Source organism: Samsonia erythrinae (genome assembly GCF_004342665.1).
GTDB classification, from domain to species: Bacteria; Pseudomonadota; Gammaproteobacteria; order Enterobacterales; family Enterobacteriaceae; genus Samsonia; species Samsonia erythrinae.
Genome location: NZ_SMBY01000005.1, coordinates 142,464 through 162,979 on the forward strand (window position 1 = coordinate 142,464; position 20,516 = coordinate 162,979).

The 20,516-nt window shown below is 53.0% G+C and carries 18 protein-coding genes; 4 read left to right on the top strand and 14 right to left on the bottom strand.

The window, feature by feature from the left end; genetic code table 11:
• Positions 1 to 299: 299 nt before the first annotated feature.
• Positions 300 to 2,363: a carbon starvation CstA family protein gene (locus EDC54_RS10330; RefSeq protein ID WP_132455855.1), complete on the top strand. Its 2,064-nt coding sequence runs from the start codon at positions 300 to 302 to the stop codon at positions 2,361 to 2,363.
• Between the two features lie 46 nt (positions 2,364 to 2,409).
• On the opposite strand, the gene kdgT is transcribed toward EDC54_RS10330, so the two are convergent.
• A complete protein-coding gene (gene kdgT, locus EDC54_RS10335) occupies positions 2,410 to 3,387 on the bottom strand; it encodes a 2-keto-3-deoxygluconate transporter (RefSeq protein WP_132455857.1) in 978 nt (325 codons plus the stop codon).
• Between the two features lie 328 nt (positions 3,388 to 3,715).
• Complete coding sequence (gene araD, locus EDC54_RS10340; RefSeq protein WP_132455859.1) at positions 3,716 to 4,411, bottom strand: L-ribulose-5-phosphate 4-epimerase; 696 nt, start codon at positions 4,409 to 4,411, stop codon at positions 3,716 to 3,718.
• Positions 4,412 to 4,752: 341 nt separating this feature from the next.
• Between araD and osmB the strand changes: the two genes are divergently transcribed.
• Positions 4,753 to 4,965 carry an osmotically-inducible lipoprotein OsmB gene (osmB, locus tag EDC54_RS10345; protein ID WP_132455861.1) on the top strand — a complete coding sequence of 71 codons (213 nt, stop codon included), beginning with the start codon at positions 4,753 to 4,755 and terminating at the stop codon, positions 4,963 to 4,965.
• A gap of 62 nt (positions 4,966 to 5,027) precedes the next feature.
• Here the strand turns inward: osmB and yciH are convergent, their stop codons facing one another.
• From yciH to pgpB, 6 genes are all read right to left on the bottom strand, one after another.
• On the bottom strand, positions 5,028 to 5,357 hold the full coding sequence (yciH, locus tag EDC54_RS10350; protein ID WP_132455863.1) for a stress response translation initiation inhibitor YciH: 330 nt from the start codon (positions 5,355 to 5,357) through the stop codon (positions 5,028 to 5,030).
• Entirely contained in the window at positions 5,354 to 6,097 is a 744-nt protein-coding gene (pyrF, locus tag EDC54_RS10355; RefSeq protein ID WP_132455865.1) for an orotidine-5'-phosphate decarboxylase, read from the bottom strand. Before pyrF ends, yciH begins: the two co-directional genes overlap by 4 nt.
• 217 nt (positions 6,098 to 6,314) lie before the next feature.
• Positions 6,315 to 7,484, bottom strand: a complete 1,170-nt coding sequence (gene lapB, locus EDC54_RS10360; RefSeq protein WP_132455867.1) for a lipopolysaccharide assembly protein LapB — start codon at positions 7,482 to 7,484, stop codon at positions 6,315 to 6,317.
• 12 nt (positions 7,485 to 7,496) lie between these two features.
• A complete protein-coding gene (locus tag EDC54_RS10365; protein WP_132455869.1) occupies positions 7,497 to 7,802 on the bottom strand; it encodes a LapA family protein in 306 nt (101 codons plus the stop codon).
• Positions 7,803 to 8,153: 351 nt separating this feature from the next.
• Entirely contained in the window at positions 8,154 to 9,152 is a 999-nt protein-coding gene (locus EDC54_RS10370) for a sugar phosphate isomerase/epimerase family protein (RefSeq protein WP_132455871.1), read from the bottom strand.
• 430 nt (positions 9,153 to 9,582) lie between these two features.
• Positions 9,583 to 10,359, bottom strand: a complete 777-nt coding sequence (pgpB, locus tag EDC54_RS10375; protein WP_132455873.1) for a phosphatidylglycerophosphatase B — start codon at positions 10,357 to 10,359, stop codon at positions 9,583 to 9,585.
• 259 nt (positions 10,360 to 10,618) lie between these two features.
• On the opposite strand from pgpB, the gene ribA reads away from it, so the two are divergent.
• Positions 10,619 to 11,212: a GTP cyclohydrolase II gene (ribA, locus tag EDC54_RS10380; protein WP_132455875.1), complete on the top strand. Its 594-nt coding sequence runs from the start codon at positions 10,619 to 10,621 to the stop codon at positions 11,210 to 11,212.
• Between the two features lie 145 nt (positions 11,213 to 11,357).
• On the opposite strand, the gene acnA is transcribed toward ribA, so the two are convergent.
• On the bottom strand, positions 11,358 to 14,030 hold the full coding sequence (acnA, locus tag EDC54_RS10385) for an aconitate hydratase AcnA (RefSeq protein WP_132455877.1): 2,673 nt from the start codon (positions 14,028 to 14,030) through the stop codon (positions 11,358 to 11,360).
• 981 nt (positions 14,031 to 15,011) lie between these two features.
• On the opposite strand from acnA, the gene gstA reads away from it, so the two are divergent.
• Positions 15,012 to 15,620, top strand: a complete 609-nt coding sequence (gene gstA, locus EDC54_RS10390; protein WP_132455879.1) for a glutathione transferase GstA — start codon at positions 15,012 to 15,014, stop codon at positions 15,618 to 15,620.
• 52 nt (positions 15,621 to 15,672) lie between these two features.
• Here the strand turns inward: gstA and pdxY are convergent, their stop codons facing one another.
• From pdxY to anmK, 5 genes are all read right to left on the bottom strand, one after another.
• The gene (pdxY, locus tag EDC54_RS10395; protein ID WP_132455881.1) at positions 15,673 to 16,533 is read right to left on the bottom strand and encodes a pyridoxal kinase PdxY; all 861 of its coding nucleotides are present in this window, start codon (positions 16,531 to 16,533) and stop codon (positions 15,673 to 15,675) included.
• 83 nt (positions 16,534 to 16,616) lie between these two features.
• Positions 16,617 to 17,894, bottom strand: coding sequence for a tyrosine--tRNA ligase (tyrS, locus tag EDC54_RS10400; RefSeq protein WP_132455883.1), 1,278 nt, complete (start codon positions 17,892 to 17,894; stop codon positions 16,617 to 16,619).
• Positions 17,895 to 18,128: 234 nt separating this feature from the next.
• Positions 18,129 to 18,812: a pyridoxamine 5'-phosphate oxidase gene (pdxH, locus tag EDC54_RS10405; protein ID WP_132455885.1), complete on the bottom strand. Its 684-nt coding sequence runs from the start codon at positions 18,810 to 18,812 to the stop codon at positions 18,129 to 18,131.
• Between the two features lie 103 nt (positions 18,813 to 18,915).
• Positions 18,916 to 19,236, bottom strand: a complete 321-nt coding sequence (locus EDC54_RS10410) for an MliC family protein (RefSeq protein WP_132455887.1) — start codon at positions 19,234 to 19,236, stop codon at positions 18,916 to 18,918.
• A gap of 96 nt (positions 19,237 to 19,332) precedes the next feature.
• Complete coding sequence (gene anmK / locus EDC54_RS10415) at positions 19,333 to 20,445, bottom strand: anhydro-N-acetylmuramic acid kinase (RefSeq protein ID WP_132455889.1); 1,113 nt, start codon at positions 20,443 to 20,445, stop codon at positions 19,333 to 19,335.
• Positions 20,446 to 20,516: the final 71 nt, after the last annotated feature.

Here is a 20,516-nt window from a genome sequence, read left to right on the forward strand (position 1 = left end):
TTTAATCCGCATTACCTCTGAGCATCAGGCGATGGCGCTTTTACCGGCCATCGTGCTGATCGCATGCAAACACGGGGGATATTGACTTCATTGACGTGCTTTTACCCTACCGTCGCGCCACGTGACCATTCGCCTGGAATGTTGCTCGCCTGCCAGCATGTTAAATTTGTTTACAAAAACTCACTTTAGCTCACATTTTCTCATCCATTCGCTTCTCTTCGTCACTAAAAACATTATTGTTAAATTGCATTAACATTCGCGCTACCTCCCCCTTTCTGAATAACGAAGGAGCCGTTGCTATGAGTAACGTAAAGAGCATTGTGATCTGGCTGCTGGTCGGCCTGGCGGGCGCCTTTGCGTTCGCCACGCTGGCGCTCAGTCGCGGTGAACACGTCAATGCCGTGTGGCTGGTTATCGCCGCCGTATCCTGTTACAGCATTGCCTATCGCTTTTACAGTCTGTTCATTGCCAAAAAAGTGTTTGAGCTTGACGATCGCCGCCTGACGCCGGCGGAACGCCATAACGACGGTCTGGATTATGTTCCCACCAATAAATGGGTACTGTTTGGTCACCACTTCGCCGCCATTGCGGGCGCCGGGCCGTTGGTCGGGCCTATTCTCGCCGCGCAGATGGGCTTTCTTCCCGGCACCATCTGGATTCTGGTGGGCGTTATGCTGGCAGGCGCCGTGCAGGACTTTCTGGTGCTGTTTATCTCCACCCGCCGGGACGGTCGTTCTCTGGGCGAAATGGCAAAGCAGGAACTGGGGACGTTCGCGGGTATCATCACCATGCTCGGCGCGCTGGGCGTGATGATCATCATCCTCTCCGCGCTGGCGCTCGTCGTTGTTAAAGCGTTGGCGGAAAGCCCGTGGGGATTATTTACCATTGCCGCCACGATCCCTATCGCGCTGTTCATGGGCGTTTACATGCGCTTTTTACGGCCCGGAAAAATCGCCGAGGTGTCTATCATCGGCTTTGTGCTGATGATGCTGGCGATTGTGTATGGCGGTAACATCGCCGCACATCCCTATTGGGGGCCATTCTTTACGCTGAAAGGCACATCGCTCACCTGGATTCTCGTTATCTATGGCTTCGTTGCCTCTGTACTGCCGGTGTGGCTGCTGCTGGCGCCGCGTGATTATCTTTCTACGTTCCTGAAAATCGGCGTGATCGTCGGGCTGGCCTTCGGGATCGTCTTCGCGATGCCGGAAATGAAAATGCCCGCCGTTTCCCGTTTTATTGACGGTACAGGCCCGGTGTTTTCCGGCACGTTATTCCCCTTCCTGTTTATTACCATCGCCTGTGGCGCGATTTCTGGCTTTCACGCGCTGGTTTCCAGCGGCACCACGCCAAAACTGGTTGAACGCGAAAGCCACATTCGTTTCATCGGCTATGGCGCGATGCTGATGGAATCCTTCGTCGCAATCATGGCGCTGATTTGCGCTTCGGTAATCGAGCCAGGTATCTACTTCGCCATGAACTCACCGGCCGCGCTGATCGGCACCACGGTTGAGAGCGCCTCTCAGGCCATTAACAGTTGGGGATTTGTCATTACGCCGCAGGAATTGAGCGCCATTGCCAATGACGTGGGCGAAGCCTCTATTCTTTCACGTGCGGGCGGTGCGCCGACCTTCGCGGTGGGCATGGCGTACATCATCACCGAAATCTTTAACAGCCGGGCAATGATGGCATTCTGGTATCACTTCGCGATTCTGTTTGAGGCACTGTTCATTCTGACCGCCGTTGACGCCGGTACACGCGCCTGCCGCTTCATGGTGCAGGATCTGGTGGGTATCGCCATTCCTAAACTGGCTAACAGCCACTCCTGGCTGGGGAATCTGGCGGGGACAACCGTGGCTGTCTCAGGCTGGGGGTTCTTTGTGTATCAGGGTGTCATCGATCCGCTGGGCGGCATTAATACGCTCTGGCCGCTGTTCGGTATCGGTAACCAAATGCTGGCATCCATGGCGCTAATCCTCGGCACCGTGGTGTTATTCAAAATGAAAAAGCAGCGTTATGCGTGGGTCACGATCGTTCCCACCGTCTGGTTATTTATCACCTCAATGACGGCGGGCTGGCAAAAAATATTCCACGAGAAGCCCAGCATCGGCTTTCTGGCGCAGGCAAAACGCTTTGCCGCAGGCATTGAGCAAAATACGCTGATCGCGCCGGCAAAATCGATTAAAGATATGGAAACCATCGTGTTCAGCAATCAGATCAATGCCGCATTGTGCGGGTTTTTTATGCTGGTCGCTGTCACAATGCTGATTTCCGCCTTCTTTGTCATTCGCCGCGCGCTAGCCAGCGATGTCCCAACGGCCAATGAAACCCCGGTCGTATTACGGGACAGCGCTCAACCTTAAACGTCGCCTAATCGCCTTTTCAAATCCCTCCATCGCGGAGGGATTTTTACTTAATCGCGACGGTCTCCACTTTCTTCTGTTCTTTGGCGTGTTTTGACCATATCGCCGTGATGACCGGCACCATAATCGATGTCACAATCACTGAGGTGGCCACCAACGCCGTTGCCGCCGGGGCCAGGGACTTAAACTCGGGAACCATTTCCGCAATCAATACCGGTGTGGCAACTGCGGCGCCCGCCGAGCTTGAAGCGGCAATCCCCGCCGTACCGTCGCCTCCCCCAATGAATTTATCGGCGATCATCAGTGGAATACCGGTCACCATAATCACCGCTAAGCCCAGCACGATCCCCAGTAAGCCGGTTTGCGCAATCACACTCAGATCGATGGTATTGCCCAGCGCAAATGCAAAAAACGGAATCAGCGTCTGCACCGCTTTGGTGAAGAAGTCTCGTAATTCCGGATCGAGATTACCGAGGGCAAAACCGATCAGAAACGGCAGCACCGCGCCGACAAACACGTGCGGTTCAAAGGAGGCGATACCGGCCGTCCCCAGAATGACCATCGTCATCAACGGGCCGGACTCCAGTGACATCAGTACAAATGCCCCGGCCTCTTCCTTAGTACCATATTGCTGCATCAGGGAGGCATACAAGCCACCGTTGGTCATATCCATCGTGGCGACCAAGGCCAGCGTAGACAGACCGGCAAAAAAGCCGACTTCAACGCCGTGAGCAGGGATAATCCGTGAGGCAATGGCCGCGACACCCCACGCCACGGCAATTTTGGTAATCACCAACGTACCGGATTTGCGCAATACGGTTCCCGTTGCGCTGATCCTGATAGAGGCCCCCATGCAAAAAAACCAGATGGCTAAAATCGGCACCGTGCCGGAAATCAACCCGTTAGTGAACGAGCCCAAATATTTCCCTGCGCCCGGCGTGAAAGTATGACAGAGCGCCCCAATAAATAGCGGAACCAGCATCATCCCACCGGGGATTTTTTCTATTGAACGTTTGATATGCATATCGCACCATGAAGAAAAAGTTAATAAAACGTAATGCTGAATCAGAAGAACTTAAACGATTCAGCCGGCATGACTCGCCTTCTGGTTGCGGAATGTAGCGGTTCCTCGATGGCAGAAATGTGATCGAAGACATAAAATTAAAACGCCGTTTCTTTTTTATTGAGACCATGTTTTAATCAAATGCGTTAATTTCCAAATAAAACAAAACGTTAAGCCTGCTAAGAGTTAAACGGGTAAGAATGTTTTTTTAATTTAAAAGGAAGGATTAACAGCGCAAATAAATTACGCTGTTAATGCAACATGAAGGAAATGTAGGAAACAGAGGGAGTTATTGTCCGTAATAGGCGTTCTTACCATGTTTGCGCAGGTAATGTTTATCCAGCAAGGTCTGCTGCATGTTGTCCAGTTGAGGCGTGAGCTGGCGCGAAAAAATGCCCATATAGGCAATTTCTTCCAGAACGACGGCATTGTGTACTGCGTTATCTGCATCTTTCCCCCACGCAAAGGGGCCGTGTGCATTAACTAACACAGCGGGAACAGCCGCAGGGGCAATACCGCGCTGACGGAAGGTTTCGACAATGACCCTACCCGTTTCCCATTCATAACGACCATTGATTTCATCGTCCGTCATTAAGCGCGTGCAGGGGATCGGGCCATAAAAGTAATCCGCATGCGTTGTTCCCCAGGCCGGGATATCGTTGCCGGATTGCGCCCAGATCGTGGCATGCCGGGAATGGGTATGCACAATACCGCCAATCTCGGCAAACTCAAGATAGAGTACGCGGTGTGTGTCGGTATCCGAGGACGGCTTCTTCGTCCCCTCCAACACGGCGCCGCTTTCCAACTCAACGACGACCATATCCTCTAGCGTCATGGCTGAATACTCGACGCCGGAAGGTTTAATCACCATCACGCCTCGCTGACGATCAACCGCGCTGACATTTCCCCAGGTAAACGTCACCAGCTGGTGCCGCGGCAAAGCCAGATTAGCGTCCAGTACCTGTTGTTTTAGCGTTTCCAACATAATCAGCCTCCCATCGGCACAATAGCACCATTCTCGCGGCCGATGGGGAGGGTCGCTATAGGCTAAATCGCTAAAGATCCGGCAGCGTTCTGCTATGGAGGGAAGAAAGCGACGTATCACAGGATTGTGCAAAAAAAAGGCAAATTTAGCCATTATTGCTATCGTTAATACTGTATAAGTGGAATTAAGAGTTTTTACCTGTTGCAGTTTTTCCCGATGATTATACTCATCATCACACAATGAAAGGTCAGGTTTCTTTATTTAATACCGTAAAAACCGCTTTATTCGATATTTTCCTCACAAGAAACGTGAGGCCGGCTGTGATAGAAAGGGGAAAAGAAATGAAATTAAACAAACGTTTTTCGACAGCCGCGCTTGCGATTATCCTCGCTGCATCGCTGGCCGGCTGTTCAAATATGTCTAAACGTGACCGCAATACCGCGATTGGCGCTGGTGCTGGCGCGGTAGGCGGCGCTATCTTAACGGATGGCGGGACATTGGGTACGCTGGGCGGTGCCGCGATTGGCGGGCTGATTGGCCGTCAGGTCGACTAACAATTTCATGGGCAGCAGGTTCACAGAAGGCAACCTGCCGCCTTCCTGGTTCAGGGGCGCTCTTAACCGCCAGCCAGTTTGACTTTCATCCCTTTTGCTTCAAGAAGTTGCTTGAGCAGATCGCGCTTGTCGCCCTGAATTTCGATCGTTCCGTCTTTCACTGAACCGCCGCAACCACACTTTTTCTTTAACTCCGCCGCCAGTTTATCCAGCGCGGCATCATCAAGATCGAGGCCGCTAATCAGACATACCCCCTTTCCTTTTCGCCCGCTGGTCTGGCGTTGGATACGCACGATGCCATCGCCTTTTGGCCGCTCAGCCTTTTCTTTCTCCGGCTTGATACGACCGGTTTCCGTGGAGTAAACCAGCAGGCTATTCTTATCATGGCTCATGATACCGCCCCCTTTAACAAGGAAGCGCGAATATCCCGCAGCGTCTGCGTCGGATCGGCTGATTGTGTGATTGGGCGGCCAATCACCATATAGTCTACACCTGCCTGCTGCGCCTGAACGGGCGTCATGATGCGACGCTGATCGCCCACATCGCTCCCGGTGGGACGAATTCCCGGGGTGACCAGTTTAAACGTCGGCCCACATACCTGTTTCAACCGCTGCGCTTCATGGGCGGAACACACTACGCCGTCCAGACCACAGTGATGCGTGAGAACAGCCAGTCTTTCTGCTTGCACCGCCGGGCTAACGGTTATCCCAAGCCCGCGCAGGTCGTCTTCGTCCATACTGGTCAACACGGTCACGGCAATCAGCAACGGCGCATCTTTACCAAACGGCACCAGCGCTTCCTTCGCCGCCGTCATCATACGGGAACCGCCGCTGGCGTGAACATTCACCATCCACACGCCAAGATCGGCTGCTGCCGCAACCGCGTGAGCGACGGTATTGGGAATATCATGGAATTTCAGATCGAGGAACACGTCAAAACCGCGCTGTTGTAGCGACTGAACAAACTGCGGGCCAAATAAGGTAAACATCTCTTTGCCTACCTTCAGACGGCAATCCCGCGGATCGATACGGTCAACAAACGACAGCGCCGCCTGCTGACTGGCATAATCCAGCGCGACAACAATCGGGGATGATACCGACTGATGCTTTTCTTGTAGATTTTCGTTCTTCATTTGTCACCCGGTCTGTTGCAAAGCCAAAAATTCCCGGCGCATTTTACATGCGCCGGCCACGAAATCCCAGCGGCCTGAATAGCTAGAGCGATCACTTTGCATGCTGGAACGGAAATGGAGGAAAACCATTAGTATGTTGTAACTAAATCCACCTTTCCTCTATTCCCGATTTTTTCATCACATTGACAAGCCGTCGCGCACCGGCCATCACATGGTGTTATTGGCCGTCGATCCCCCGAATCGGCTTAACGCTGGCCCAGGTACGACAGGAAGGACATTGCCAGTAGAGGGATTGTGAAGTGAAGCCGCATTTACGGCAGCTATAGCGAGGTTTGGTACGGATTTGCTCCCCCACCATGTCGCGCAGGACCAGAAGACTTTCCTTTGCCCGGCCATCTTCAGCGTCATGCAGGTGAAAATCCATCAGGCGATGAAACACCCGCATCGTCGGGTGGCGTTGCAGTTGGCGGTTAATATAAATCTGCGCGACATCTGCCCCTTCTTCGTTTTCGAGGATATCTGCCAACATCAATTCTGCCGTTGCCCCGGTATTTTCCTCCACGCAACGCCTGAGGAAATCGGCCCAGTCTTGCGGCCTGTCCAGATGCTGGTAGCACTCTTGCAGCATCGGCAGCGTCTCGCTGACCAGTTCTTTATCCTGATCGAGAACCTGTCGTAGTGCGTCCACGGCACGCGAATATGCCTGCTGAGCCATGTAGATTCGCCCCATCATGATGGACGCGCGCGCGCACTGGCTATCCGCCGTTGCGCCCTTCTTCAAGAGCGCTAAGGCCTTATCCAGATCGTCACTACCCATCGCCAACAGCGCCAGTTCGCAGTAAAAGTGGGCGATTTCGACGCGTATCTGCTCTTTCCCCATCTTGACCAGTTTTTCCGCGACCTCAATCGCCGCCTGCCAGTCACTGGTGGCCTGATGGATCTGCAATAGCTGCTGCAAGGCGCTGCGCCGAAAGTCTTCTTCATCCACCAACTGGTTGAAAATCTCTTCGGCACGGTCATATAAACCGGCAGCCACGTAGTCACGCCCCAGTTGCTGCACCGCCAGCAGACGCTGTTCAAAGGTTAACGAGGCGCTCTCGGTTAATGCCTGATGAATGCGGATCGCGCGGTCAACTTCACCGCGTGAACGAAACAGATTGCCGAGCGTAAGGTGGGCTTCAAAGGTGTTGCTGTCATCCTTCAGCATGTCGAGGAACAGCTCGACCGCCTTGTCCTGCTGATTAGACAACAGAAAGTTGACCCCGGTGACATACTCACGGGACAGTCGGTTGGATTCCTGCTCTTTGTCCTGCTGCGCACTTCTGCGCCCCATGTACCAGCCGTATGCGGCGGCCACAGGCAGCAACAGAAACAGCAGTTCTAACATAGAGAAAATTCCTTAGTGGGTGACCGTCTGCACAGACGTCATTTTCTCCTCGGTGGCGGGAGAAAGCTGTTGCTCCAGACGCTTGATTTTACGTTGTGCACGGCCAAGCGCAATGCGCTGACGCAGATAAAACAGACCACAGATGACCCAGCCAAAGACAAAACCCAGCGCAAACAGCGTAGCAAGCAGCGTAGAGATACGATAATCCCCTTGCGCCAGCAGGTAATTAAATGTCACAACCTGATCGTTGTGCGCCCCCAGTGTGACAGAAATGATGAATATCGCCAGCACGAGTAAAAAAATCAGCAAGTATTTCACGCTTTCCTTCCTGTGATATCCATTAACCAGATGAATTATGCCAAATTTCGACGACCAACCCTATTAAATTACCATGTCCTGAACGGACAGGGAAATCAGTGGTGAAAACCGGACGGGACACATAGCGATGATGAATCCGAATCGCCACGCTTTAATTATAGCGAAGGGATGAAACAAGCAGAAATCGCCGCCAGACGATGCGCGACACGTTAACCTACCACAACACTCACGTATTGATTACCGATGGCTTACCGCTGGATGACGCCCTACCTGCTCGCCATCCAGCGGCTTCGCTGCTTATGAACCGGCACAGACGTGCCGTAAGCGCTCTCGTCTGTCGTGTGACGGTGGTTATTCGTCAACCTCAATAGAGGACAGCAGCGCATCCTGCACGATTCGCTGCGCCCGCAACGGGTTTTGTGCTTCCTGCGCCGCCTGAAGTGCCGGGATGTCCAGCTTGTCCAGCGCGCGATAAATATGCTTCAGAAAACGGATAGAAAGCTGCGCCGCTTCGACGTGATTCTCACGGAACGGAAACTGATCGAGTTGCCAGACGCCCTTCCAGTCGTTGATTTTCAACACGTAGAAGAATTCGAAGATCTCGGTCATATGCACTGTGCCGACCACCAAATCGTCATCCCAGCCGCGCAGGTTGTCATTCACATCCATGCCAAACAGGCGCCCGCGATCGATAATCAACTGAGCCGAATCGGCCGGCGACTCCCCACCGTACAGCGCATGTCCGAAATCCAGCAATACGCCGACATTATCCAGCCCGATGTCTTCAATCCCCAGCAGTGTTCGCGCCGCGGAATCCCAGGTCATTTTCACACGCGGCTCACGCGGTTTGTATTCAATCGCGAATTTCACATCGGGGTTCGCCCCCGCCAGATCGCGCATCCCATCTACCGCCAGCTTCCACAGGTTTTTATGACTGACCTGAAACGGATAATCCCAGCCGTCCTGACCTGGCCAGACTTTGACGTAACTCGCCCCAAGTTCACGAACAATCGTCGCGGACTCGTGCATCAATTCAAAAGCCGCCTCCCTGGCCGCCGGGTCGGGATTGGTAAAGGCACCGCGCGCCCATTTTTGCAGATAAATTTCCGGCGTGACGCCAATCGCTTTCAGCCCCGCCTCTTTCAGCGCCTCTTTCACTTCGCTTAAGGTCACCCCCGGCGTAAAAGGGTAAGGCAAGTCGACATAAGAGAGTTCACCAACCTCTTTCGCCGCCTTGATCTGATCGAGCGTACTCAGTGCCGGCCCATAGCCATCTACGGCATAGCGGTCGATATAGTTCGCAAAATGCCACAGACCGGCGCCAAATTCAGGGTAGGTATAGGTTGCCATAATAAAATTACCTCATTGATGTGTCATGATGTTGAGCGGTTTACATTCCTTGCGCATTCAATCGGTTCTGCTGTGAAAAAGGGTGACAAGATCAGCATGACGATTACGCCGTCATCGGCGGCGAATGGGCGGAACGGGCTGGCGAATAGAGAAACAGGATGGCCATTAAAGACGCTTTCAGATGTCAGGATCCACTCCATTTGAATATATATTCATATATGAATCAACATTCAAAGAGTTTTGCAATCACACTAAAAATTGTCCAATGGCAAAAACAGAAATAGCGATACAGCTCACAAATTGTTTGGCTTTTACAACGAAGCACACGCGTGAGACAGAAGAAGACGCGAAGACGGCGAAGGATAAAAAGGTGGATGGCTAACGCCATCCGTAAAGAGGAGTGCAAAGAAATTGAGAAATTGAGGGAAAACTAGGAGGACTTATGTTTGGCTGCATCCCGCTCTGCCAGCGCGTTGATTTCCGCTGGTTGAAGCGACAACGGGTCACACCAACGCTGCGCCAACCAACTGGCGATCACAACCAGCAACGCGCTGATTAATGTCGCCACCACCAAATCCTGTGGCCAATGCATGCCGAGCGCCAGTCGGCTCCCCATCACCGTGCTGGCCCAGAGCATCAGGATCACCACCGTTTTATAATGTCGGCGCGCCCACAGCAGTCCGATCCCCAGCAGCGCCCAGGTTGCGGCAAACATCGTATGACCCGAGGGAAATGCAAAACCGGTTTCGAACTGCCAGTGACTGCGCAACCAGTGCGGGATCTGTCTTTGATCCTGCAATTGCGTTTTTACCAGTTCTGCTCGCGCCTTACGCGGTAGCGAATAGAAGTAGCGGTCATCCACCTGATGATTTTTCTCCAGCCAGACGACATAAGGTCTTGATTCCTGAACCCATTCTTTAATGACCGATTTGATTCCCTGCCCAATCAGCACGGTGATCAGCATTATCGCCAGCAGACCAAGCGCTGGTTTCAGACGAAAACGCAGGCACCAGAGAAACCAGATGCTCAGCACGATGCTGGTTAAGATGCCCCAGGGCGATGTCACCGTTTCCGTTATCCAGAACAGTCCCCGTAGCCAGGGCCCACTGTACTCCGGTTGCCACTGCCATCCACTTGCCCAGATCATCAGTGGCATTATCAGTAACACTGCTGCGCCAATGGTTGTTCGTTTGGCAATTTCGTACATAATTTTTTCCCATAATTCAAAGCGATGCTTTGTAACATTACTTTCACATTCTATCAGAAAATACGACACGGACTGTCAGTATGGCGTAAAATAGCGCGCAATTCTGTCAACGCCGCGGCAACCAAACGGCGATTCGGTTACGTTGTAACCGGATATTTATCACATTCTGAAAGATGCTTTTGCTGGTCAAGCGCGCAAGGCAGCAGTAGGATTCGCCCCAGCATTTTTGTTTTTAGATATCGTGTGTGTGGAGAAAAGTATGCAGCTAAAACGGGTGGCGGAAGCCAAGTTACCCACCCCGTGGGGTGATTTCCTGATGGTGGGGTTTGAAGAGATCGCCACCGGCCACGATCACCTTGCATTAGTCTATGGTGATATTTCCGGTTCTGTTCCCGTACTTGCCCGCGTGCATTCAGAATGCCTGACGGGGGATGCCTTATTTAGCCTGCGCTGTGACTGTGGCTTTCAACTTGAAGCCGCGCTCAGCCACATTGCCGAAGAAGGACGCGGCGTGCTGCTATATCACCGTCAGGAAGGACGCAACATCGGATTACTCAATAAAATCCGAGCCTATGCTTTGCAGGATTTGGGCGCCGATACGGTAGAAGCCAATCATCAGCTCGGCTTTGCCGCCGATGAGCGCGATTTCACGCTGTGCGCTGATATGTTCAAGCTTCTGAACGTTGACGAAGTTCGCCTGCTGACCAACAACCCACAGAAAGTCAAAATACTTAACGAGGCGGGCATCAATATCGTCGAACGCGTACCATTAATCGTGGGACGCAACCCGAAGAATGAACGCTATTTGGCGACGAAAGCCGCCAAAATGGGACACATGCTGGATACGAAATAACACCTTTTTCAACGCATCCCGAAAACATCGCCGGTCTAGCGGGCCGGTGATTTAGGCAACCCGACCGTCTGAACCTCGCGATTAACCGCCATGGTTCTCAAGTTACCGAGAGCAGAGAGCCTGCTCCCGGCGGTCGGATTTACCGTCACAGCATATTGCGAATAACGTAGTGCAGGATGCCGTCGTTCTGGTAGTAAGTCAGCTCGTTACGGGTGTCGATGCGACAGCGGGTGTCGATCGTCCGCGTCGCGCCGCTGCTATCCGTCACGCGGACGGCAACCGTAGCGCCCGGCGTTAGCTGATTTAAGCCCGTAATCGAAATCTGTTCGTCCCCATTGAGTTTCAACGTCTTACGCGTGACGCCGTCAGGGAACTCCAACGGCAGAATCCCCATGCCGATCAGATTGGAACGATGAATACGCTCGAACGATTCGGCAATGACCACGCGGACGCCCAGTAAACGCGGTCCTTTTGCCGCCCAGTCACGGCTGGAACCCGATCCATATTCCTTTCCTGCCAACAGCGCCAGCGGCACCTTTTCGTCTTTGTAGCGCATCGCGGCATCGTACATCGTCATCTCATCCTGCGACGGGATATGACGGGTATACCCCCCTTCTTTCCCCGGCACCATCTCATTGCGGATACGGATATTCGCAAAGGTGCCGCGCATCATGACTTCATGGTTACCACGCCGCGAACCGTAAGAGTTGAACTCTGCCGTTTCCACCCCGTGCGCCAGCAAATATTTCCCCGCAGGACTATCGGGCTTGATATTGCCCGCCGGTGAAATGTGGTCAGTCGTGACTGAATCCCCCAGCATCGCCAAAATACGCGCATTTTCGATATCCTGAACCGGCTCCGGTACTTTGCCCATCGCTAAAAAGAAAGGCGTATGGCGGATATAGGTTGACGCTTCCGGCCACTGATAGGTGGGGTTATCGTCGACCTCAATTTCTTTCCACTCCGGCGTTCCCTCAAACACCGAAGCATATTGTTTGTGGAACATATTCGCGCTGACGTTCAGCACCGCGTCCGCCACCGCACGCGCCGAAGGCCAGATGTCCTTCAGGTAAACGGCCTTCCCGTCCCGATCTTCTCCCAGCGGCTCTTGCGTCAGATCGATATTCATATTCCCCGCCAACGCATAGGCCACCACCAGCGGCGGCGAGGCCAGCCAGTTCGTCTTCACCAGTGGATGAATGCGGCCTTCAAAGTTACGGTTACCTGACAACACCGCGCCAACCGTCAGATCGCCCGCTTTAATCGCCCTTTCAATCTCCTCAGGCAGCGGGCCGGAGTTACCAATGCAGGTGGTACAGCCGTAGCCCACCAGATTGAATCCCAACTCATCGAGGTACGGCGTTAACCCTGCTTTAGCATAGTAATCCGTTACCACACGCGAGCCGGGCGCCAGTGAGGTCTTGACCCAAGGCTTCGTTTTCAGACCCCGCTCTACGGCATTTTTTGCCAGCAGTCCGGCGGTCATTAGCACGCTGGGGTTGGAAGTGTTGGTGCAGGAGGTAATCGCCGCAATCACCACCGCACCCTGCTGTAAGCGGTGTGTTTCGCCTTCCAGCGTTACCTCTTCATCATCAGAACGATTCTTCACCGCACTGACATCCAGTTCCCGACTGGCTTTAAATGCTTCAGGCACGTCCGCTAGCGGCACGCGGTCCTGCGGACGCTTTGGCCCGGCCAGACTGGTTTCCACCGTCGCCAAATCCAGTGCGAGCTGACTGGTAAACACCGGTTCATCCCCGGCGTTACGCCACAGCCCTTGCTGCTTGCTGTAGGCTTCCACCAGCGCAATCTGCTCTTCTGATCGGTTGGTCAGACGCATGTAATCCAGCGTGACCTGATCGACAGGAAAGAAGCCGCAGGTTGCGCCATATTCCGGCGCCATATTGGCGATAGTCGCCCGGTCCGCCAGCGGCAGCGAATCCAGTCCATCACCGTAGAATTCCACAAACTTGCCCACCACCCCGTGCTTACGCAGCATCTGCGTTACCGTCAGAACCAAATCGGTGGCGGTGATCCCTTCCCGCATCTTACCGCTCAACTTGACGCCCACCACATCGGGGATCAGCATTGAGACGGGCTGCCCCAGCATTGCGGCCTCGGCTTCAATCCCACCGACGCCCCAACCGAGCACACCTAAGCCATTAATCATCGTGGTGTGTGAATCCGTGCCGACCAGCGTATCGGGGTAGGCAAGCCGCTTATCGCCCCGCGTCTCATACCAGATGGTCTTAGCCAGATACTCCAGATTCACCTGATGGCAAATCCCCGTTCCCGGCGGCACGACGCGAAAGTGGCTAAACGCGTTCTGCCCCCAGCGCAAGAACGCATAGCGCTCACGGTTGCGCGCCATTTCCAACTGCGTGTTGTCGATTAACGCCTGACGATCGCCGAAATGATCAACCGTGACCGAGTGGTCAATCACCAAATCGACCGGCGTCAACGGATTAACCTTGTCAACATCGCCGCCCAAGCGTTTTACCGCAGCGCGCATTGCCGCCAGATCGACCACGGCGGGCACGCCGGTAAAGTCCTGCATCAGCACGCGCGCTGGACGATAGGCGATTTCCCGGTCGACGTGACCGGTTTTCAGCCAGTCCACAACCGCCTGAAGATCGTCCTGCGCTACCGTGTCGCCGTCCTGATGGCGTAATAAATTCTCCAGCAAGACTTTGAGCGACTTGGGTAATTTATCAATATTGCCGAGTGTTTTCGCTGCGAGCGGCAGGCTGTAATAATCATAGTTCTGCTGGCGTACCGTCAGTGTATCCAGACAAGTATCGCGAAGGTGTGATGACATGCTTCCTCCCAAAACGGCTTGCTATTCGTTATTTTGTACCGGCACTGAGTGAATAACCGGCCTGATTTTGCGGTCATACTTAAAGATAACACAAACAAAAAATAACGTTTTATTAACAATGCCAGTTGAATGCAGCGATAGTCATTAACGATTGAAAAACAACAATCGCGATAAGCAGGCATAACGGGAAGGCAAGAGCGGCAACGTGCGGAGAAGACGGGTGGCTCGGAAGAAAACGGCCCGAAAGCCACCAATCTCGTATTGATCTTTTGTAAATCAAGATATTTCTTATGGTGCCGACAAGGTCAGCGAAATGTCTCAATATAATATAAAACCGGTCATCTTTTGGGGCGTGCCGAATTCGCTAATCATCTTCGGATAATTAGCCATCTACAGACCACCTTATTTTGTCGTCCAGCTGTCTTTTTCTGAATAATAAGAGTGAAAAATTTTCTGCATATTTTCCACTACACGGCAGTCCCTTTATTCGATTCGCGTTTGAATAAATCATATCGATGACACCTCCCATGAAAAATAAGCAACATGTCGCTAATAACATTTTTCTTCGCAAGAAATTTTCGTCATTGCTCATTAATTACTGGTATACCCGTCTCAAAATCATGCATGCCCTGATTTAAAAGAAATGAGATTACGCATACGATTACAACAGGGAACATGCATGCCTCATCCGTTGCACATAACAATCGCCTCTCAGGCGATGCTGAACTGTGCTTCACCTATGTCATCAGGCTCGCGGTATTGGCTACACGCTTATTAAACGTCACTATCGCAAGATAGACCCATCAATGGGGCTATGCCGTCAAAATCGCTAAATTTGACGCCGCGCGGATACATAAAGAGTATTTTGTAGGAGGCTTCACACTCTACCGTTAGGTTTTGTTGTAAAAAAACAACATGTCGTCGTTAACCAATCATCAGCGTAGGCCATGCTGGAAAAATAATAAATAGAAAGGGGTTGTCATGAAACTGTTTTATAAAGCCGGAAGCAGTTCTCTTTTTACTCACATTGTTCTGCTCGAATCCAAATTGGAGTTTAAGCTGGAGAAGGTTAATTTACATACGAAAAAGACCGAGCGCGGAACAGACTACACATTCATCAACCCAAAAGGGATGGTTCCGGCGTTAGAACTGGAGGATGGCGTTATTCTGACGGAAAGCGTAGCCATCGCCGAGTACATCGCCGATTTGGTTCCTCACTGTAACCTCATCGCGCCAACCGGAAGTATGGCGCGTTATCACACGATTGAATGGCTGAATTACATTTCTGCTGAACTGCACAAAACCTTTACACCTCTGTTTCGTCCCGGTACGCCGGAAACATACAAAGAATTGCTGATGGAGTATTTGCAAGTCAAGTTTCGTTACATCAATCAGGTGCTGAGCGAACAGAACTATCTGGTAGCCAATCGCTTTAGCATTGCCGATGCTTATTTGTTTACCGTTATGCGCTGGGCGCAGTCATTAAAGCTGGATATGTTCCGCTATCCCGCATTGGCTGCGTATCTCGACCATATTGCCGAACGCCCTTCCGTCGCGACCGCGCTTAAGGTTGAAAGGTTGAAAGGTTGAAAGGTTGATAGAAATTTTCTGAAAGCCCCGAAATGCCGGGGCTTTCATCTTATTACGACAGGCGAATCGCCTGAAAATGATGCTGAGGATGAGCAATCCCCTCCTGAGCAGCAACCAGTTGCAATTCGTACTCATCCATCGCTTTCGTCACCAGCATGGCCTCATAAACCGCTGCCGTCGTGTGTTCCAGCGCTTTATCCAACGCGATGCCGTTCAGCAAGTTCACCAGCAATAATCCACTGGTTAAATCGCCCACGCCGACAGGCTGGCGTTCAAACGCCACCAACGGGCGGCTGATATGCCAGGCGTCCGTTAACGTAACCAACAGCATTTCAAAGTTGTTTTCACGGCTGGCTGCACGGCTCAGGTGTTTAACCAAAACCATCTTCGGCCCTACTTCACACAGCGCCCGCGCGGTTTCGACTGCCTCAGCAACGCTATGCAGCGTACGTCCTCCCAGCAATTCCAGTTCGGGCAGATTCGGGGCGATAATATCAGCCGCCAGCAGCGACTGCCGACAGTGGAAATCCGTAACGTCGGGCGCGACGATACAGCCTTTCTCCGGCGAGCCCATCACCGGATCGCAAAAATACAGCGCATCAGGATTGGCGGCTTTTACCTGCCGGACAATATCCAGAATCTGTTCACCCTGCTCTGCCGAACCGATATAGCCGCTTAATACCGCATTACAGGTCTTCAACTTGCCGATGTTGGCAATCCCCTGCACGATCTCGCTCAGGTGTCTGGCAGGCATAACACAGCCTGTCCAATGACCGTACTGCGTATGATTTGAAAACTGTACCGTATTCAAAGGCCAAACGTTTGCGCCCATCCGACGCATCGGAAATTCCGCCGCACTGTTACCGGCATGACCAAAAACGACATGTGATTGGATGGAAAGTATGTTTTTCATTAGAGCTCGTTCAAATCCTTGCCGGCGACTGGGCGCCTCGGCTTACAGAAGAAAGGGAGCTGGTGCTCCCTTATCGGTGGTGCTTATGCTTTCCAGCAGAGCAGACAGTAGTGTTTTTTACCACGTCGCAGCAGGGTATAGCGATCAAACAAACGATCGGCGGCGTTAAAGATGTACTCAGGGTTGGCCTGTTTTTCACCGTTAACGGTGACCGCATTTGACGCGATCATGGTCCGCGCCTGCCCGCGGGACGGCACCAGTTCAGCGCTGACCAGCGCCTGCTGTAAGTCAGCGTTGCGATCCAATTCCACGATCGGCATACCATCCTGCGCGAGCTGCGCAAAATCGTCCTGCGTCATCGCCTGTAACGAACCGGAGAACAGGCTTTGCGTAATACGGCGGGCCGCATCAAGACCAGACTGGCCATGCACCATCCGGGTTACTTCTTCCGCCAGAACGTACTGCGCGCGCGGGGCTTTACCGCTGTGTTTGTCTTCTTCTTCCAGCGCGTCGATCTCTTCGAGGCTCATAAACGTGAAGAATTTCAGGAAGCGGTATACATCGGCATCCGCGGTGTTGATCCAAAACTGGTAGAATTTGTAAGGACTGGTTTTGCTGGCATCCAGCCAAATCGCGCCTCCTTCCGTTTTACCGAATTTCGTCCCATCAGATTTGGTGATCAGCGGGACCGTCAGACCGTAAACCTGCTTCTGGTTCATTCGACGCGTTAAATCGATACCGGATGTGATGTTCCCCCACTGGTCAGAACCACCGATTTGCAGTTCGACGCCATGCTGTTTGTTCAACGAGGCGAAATCGTATCCCTGCAATAGGTTGTAGGAAAATTCGGTAAACGAAATCCCCACGTCATCACGGTTCAGACGCTGCTTAACGGCCTCTTTGTTAATCATCTGATTAACTGAAAAGTGTTTACCGATATCACGCAGGAAATCCAGCACATTCATGCTGCCAAACCAGTCGTAGTTATTGGCGGCAATCGCGCTGTTCTCGCCACAGTCAAAATCCAGGAATGGCGACACCTGACGACGGATTTTTTCTACCCATTCGCCCACCGTTTCCGCCGTGTTCAGCTTACGCTCCGTCGCTTTAAAGCTCGGGTCACCAATGAGCCCCGTGGCACCGCCCACCAACGCAACCGGCTTGTGACCGTCCAGTTGAAAGCGTTTCAGGCAAAGCAGCGGCACCAGATGCCCCAAATGCAAGCTGTCAGCGGTGGGATCAAAGCCGCAATACAGCGCAATTGGCCCTTGCGCCAGTCGCTCTGCTAACGCATCCTCGTCCGTCACCTGGGCAATCAAGCCCCGCTCTTGCAATTGTTTAATCAGGTTACTACTTGCCATCGATAACTCCATTTTTATAAAAAAGCTGGCCGATGCGCCACCGTCGGTCAGGGTCACGCACAAAGCCATGTGGGATGCGACAGCATACCTGTCTGTTGCCGCATGATGATTTCGCCGCTGTGTTACATTGCGCCATGAGCAGTGAACACGAGATCACTCCCCAGCCAGCGCGAAACTTCATAGAATAAAGCGCACATGACGGGAGCGCCAGCGTTTAACAAGGATATTTAGCGATTAAGGCGCTAAACGATCGATCTGCCACCCTTCTCCCTGGCGCTGGTAGAAAAAACGATCGTGCAAACGGTGTTCGCCGCCCTGCCAAAATTCGACGGCATCGATGACGACGCGAAAGCCGCCCCAGAAGCTCGGCAAAGGCACCTCGCCATTTTGGAATTTTTGCTTCAGCTCTAAAAATTTGCTTTCCAGCACGCCGCGCGCTGAAATCCTGCTGGATTGTTTTGATACCCACGCCCCAATCTGGCTGTCTTTCGGTCGGCTGTGGAAATATTTCAAAACGTCAAGCGTCGGTAATTTCTCTACGCGTCCCAGCACCATCACCTGACGTTCCAGGAAATACCACGGAAACAGCAGGCTAATACGCGGATTATTTTCCAACTGATGGGCCTTGCGACTCCCCATGTTGGTATAAAACACCATGCCCTTCTCATCGTAGTGTTTGAGCAGGACAATACGTTGATAGGGCTGCCCATTTTCATCAACGGTCGCGACAGACATCGCAGTCGGATCGGGCAGTTTCGCGTCGCAGGCTTGTTTCAACCAGCGTTCAAATAAATCCAGCGGATTTGCGGGGAGATCGCTACGCCGCAGCGCGCCACGCGTGTATTCACGGCGAATATCGGCAATATCGGCGAATTGAGGAAGAGGCGTCGCATCAGAGAGGGGGTGTTCCTGAGTCATAATATCCTGCTATAACAATGTCGGGACAGAAGCCGGTAGAATCCTCATTCTGCTCCCGTACCCGAAAAAGCGCAATCGGCAGTCATATCACGACAGGACGGCATCAGCCAGCCGGCGTCAGTCTGCAATCATCCACGATCACTCGTTCACCGCGCTGGATAAAGGCACGATCGCCCTTGCTCCAGAACACATAGGTTTCATTGCTGTATTTTACCCCGGAGGCGGATACCGTCTGAGGCAGGATCAGACGCTCGCCGTCCAGCAGAAAACTAACCTGAGACGGTGCTTTCCCGCCCTGTTGCAACGTGACGGTTAACGGCATGGTGCCACATTGGTAATGCCGCGTTTCAACCGTCTGTTGATGACCAAAATAGCTGCATCCGCTCAGCAAAATCAGCGCGGTCCCCATCAGCAATCGTTTCATTTTTTCTCCTGTCATTCCTGTCAGCCGCGGCAATGAACGCTGCGATGCGTTTCAGTTTAACAAGAGGATATACAGGCGCATCTCGGCAAAATCCGATTAATCCGTATTAACCGGATAAATCGCACCCAATACCGTTTCCTGACTCGCCCCCGTGACGGAAGGCAGGTTCCCCGACAGCCCGGATAACGTGCGAGAAGCCAGCCAGGCGAATGCCAATGCCTCCATATCATCACCGCTTATGCCAAACTCATCCGTCGGACTCACTTCAATCCCCGGCAGCAACGCCGAGAGGCGCGCCATGATCAACGGATTATGCGCTCCACCACCGCAGACCAGCAAACGCTCACATCCCCCGACCAATAGCACCTGTTCGGCAATGCTCACGGCCGTCAATTCGGCTAATGTCGCCTGAACATCCTGAGGCGCGAGCGGCGGCAAACCGGACAGCATTTTTTCCAACCAGCCCAGATTGAAATACTCCCGCCCGGTGCTTTTCGGCGCCCGCAACGCAAAATAGGCATCAGCCAACATCCGCCGCAGCAGCGGCGGATTCACCTGCCCGCCCATTGCCCACGCCGCGTCTTTATCGTAAGGCTGCGCGAGGTGGCGCCAAATCCAGGCATCCAGCAGCATGTTGCCCGGCCCCGTGTCGTAACCGCGCACCGGTGCCCCCGGCACGAGGAGCGACAAGTTGGCAATGCCGCCAATGTTAAGCACGACACGACGCTCAACCGGGTGCAACAGCAAGGCGTGGTGAAATGCCGGAACCAGCGGAGCGCCCTGTCCACCGAAAGCTAAATCGCGACGACGAAAATCCCCTACGGTCGTGATGCCGGTCAAGGCGGCAACACGGTTATTATCACCAATTTGCAGCGTGCAAGGCATCTCGCCCTCAGGCTCATGCCAAACCGTCTGCCCATGGCAGCCGATCGCGGTGATATCCTGAGCCCCAAATCCTGTCGTCTTCAGCAGCGCCAGTACCGCCTCTGCAAACAGAAGGCCCAGACGCGAATCCAACTGCCCTAGCGCCGACAGCGTGACCGCCTGCCCCTGACACATCCCCAGAATCGCCCTTTTGATATCCTGCGGTATCGGGTGACTGTAGCTGGCCTGCTGAGCAACCGTATGTTCATCAATGGCAGCCAGCACAACATCAACGCCATCAAGGCTGGTGCCGGACATCACGCCAATGTATCTGCCTGATTTCATCGTAGGTTTTTGCCTCTACAGGTTTAAGAAAGAGAACGTATCGCGACTATCATATCGCCACTAAAAGTAGC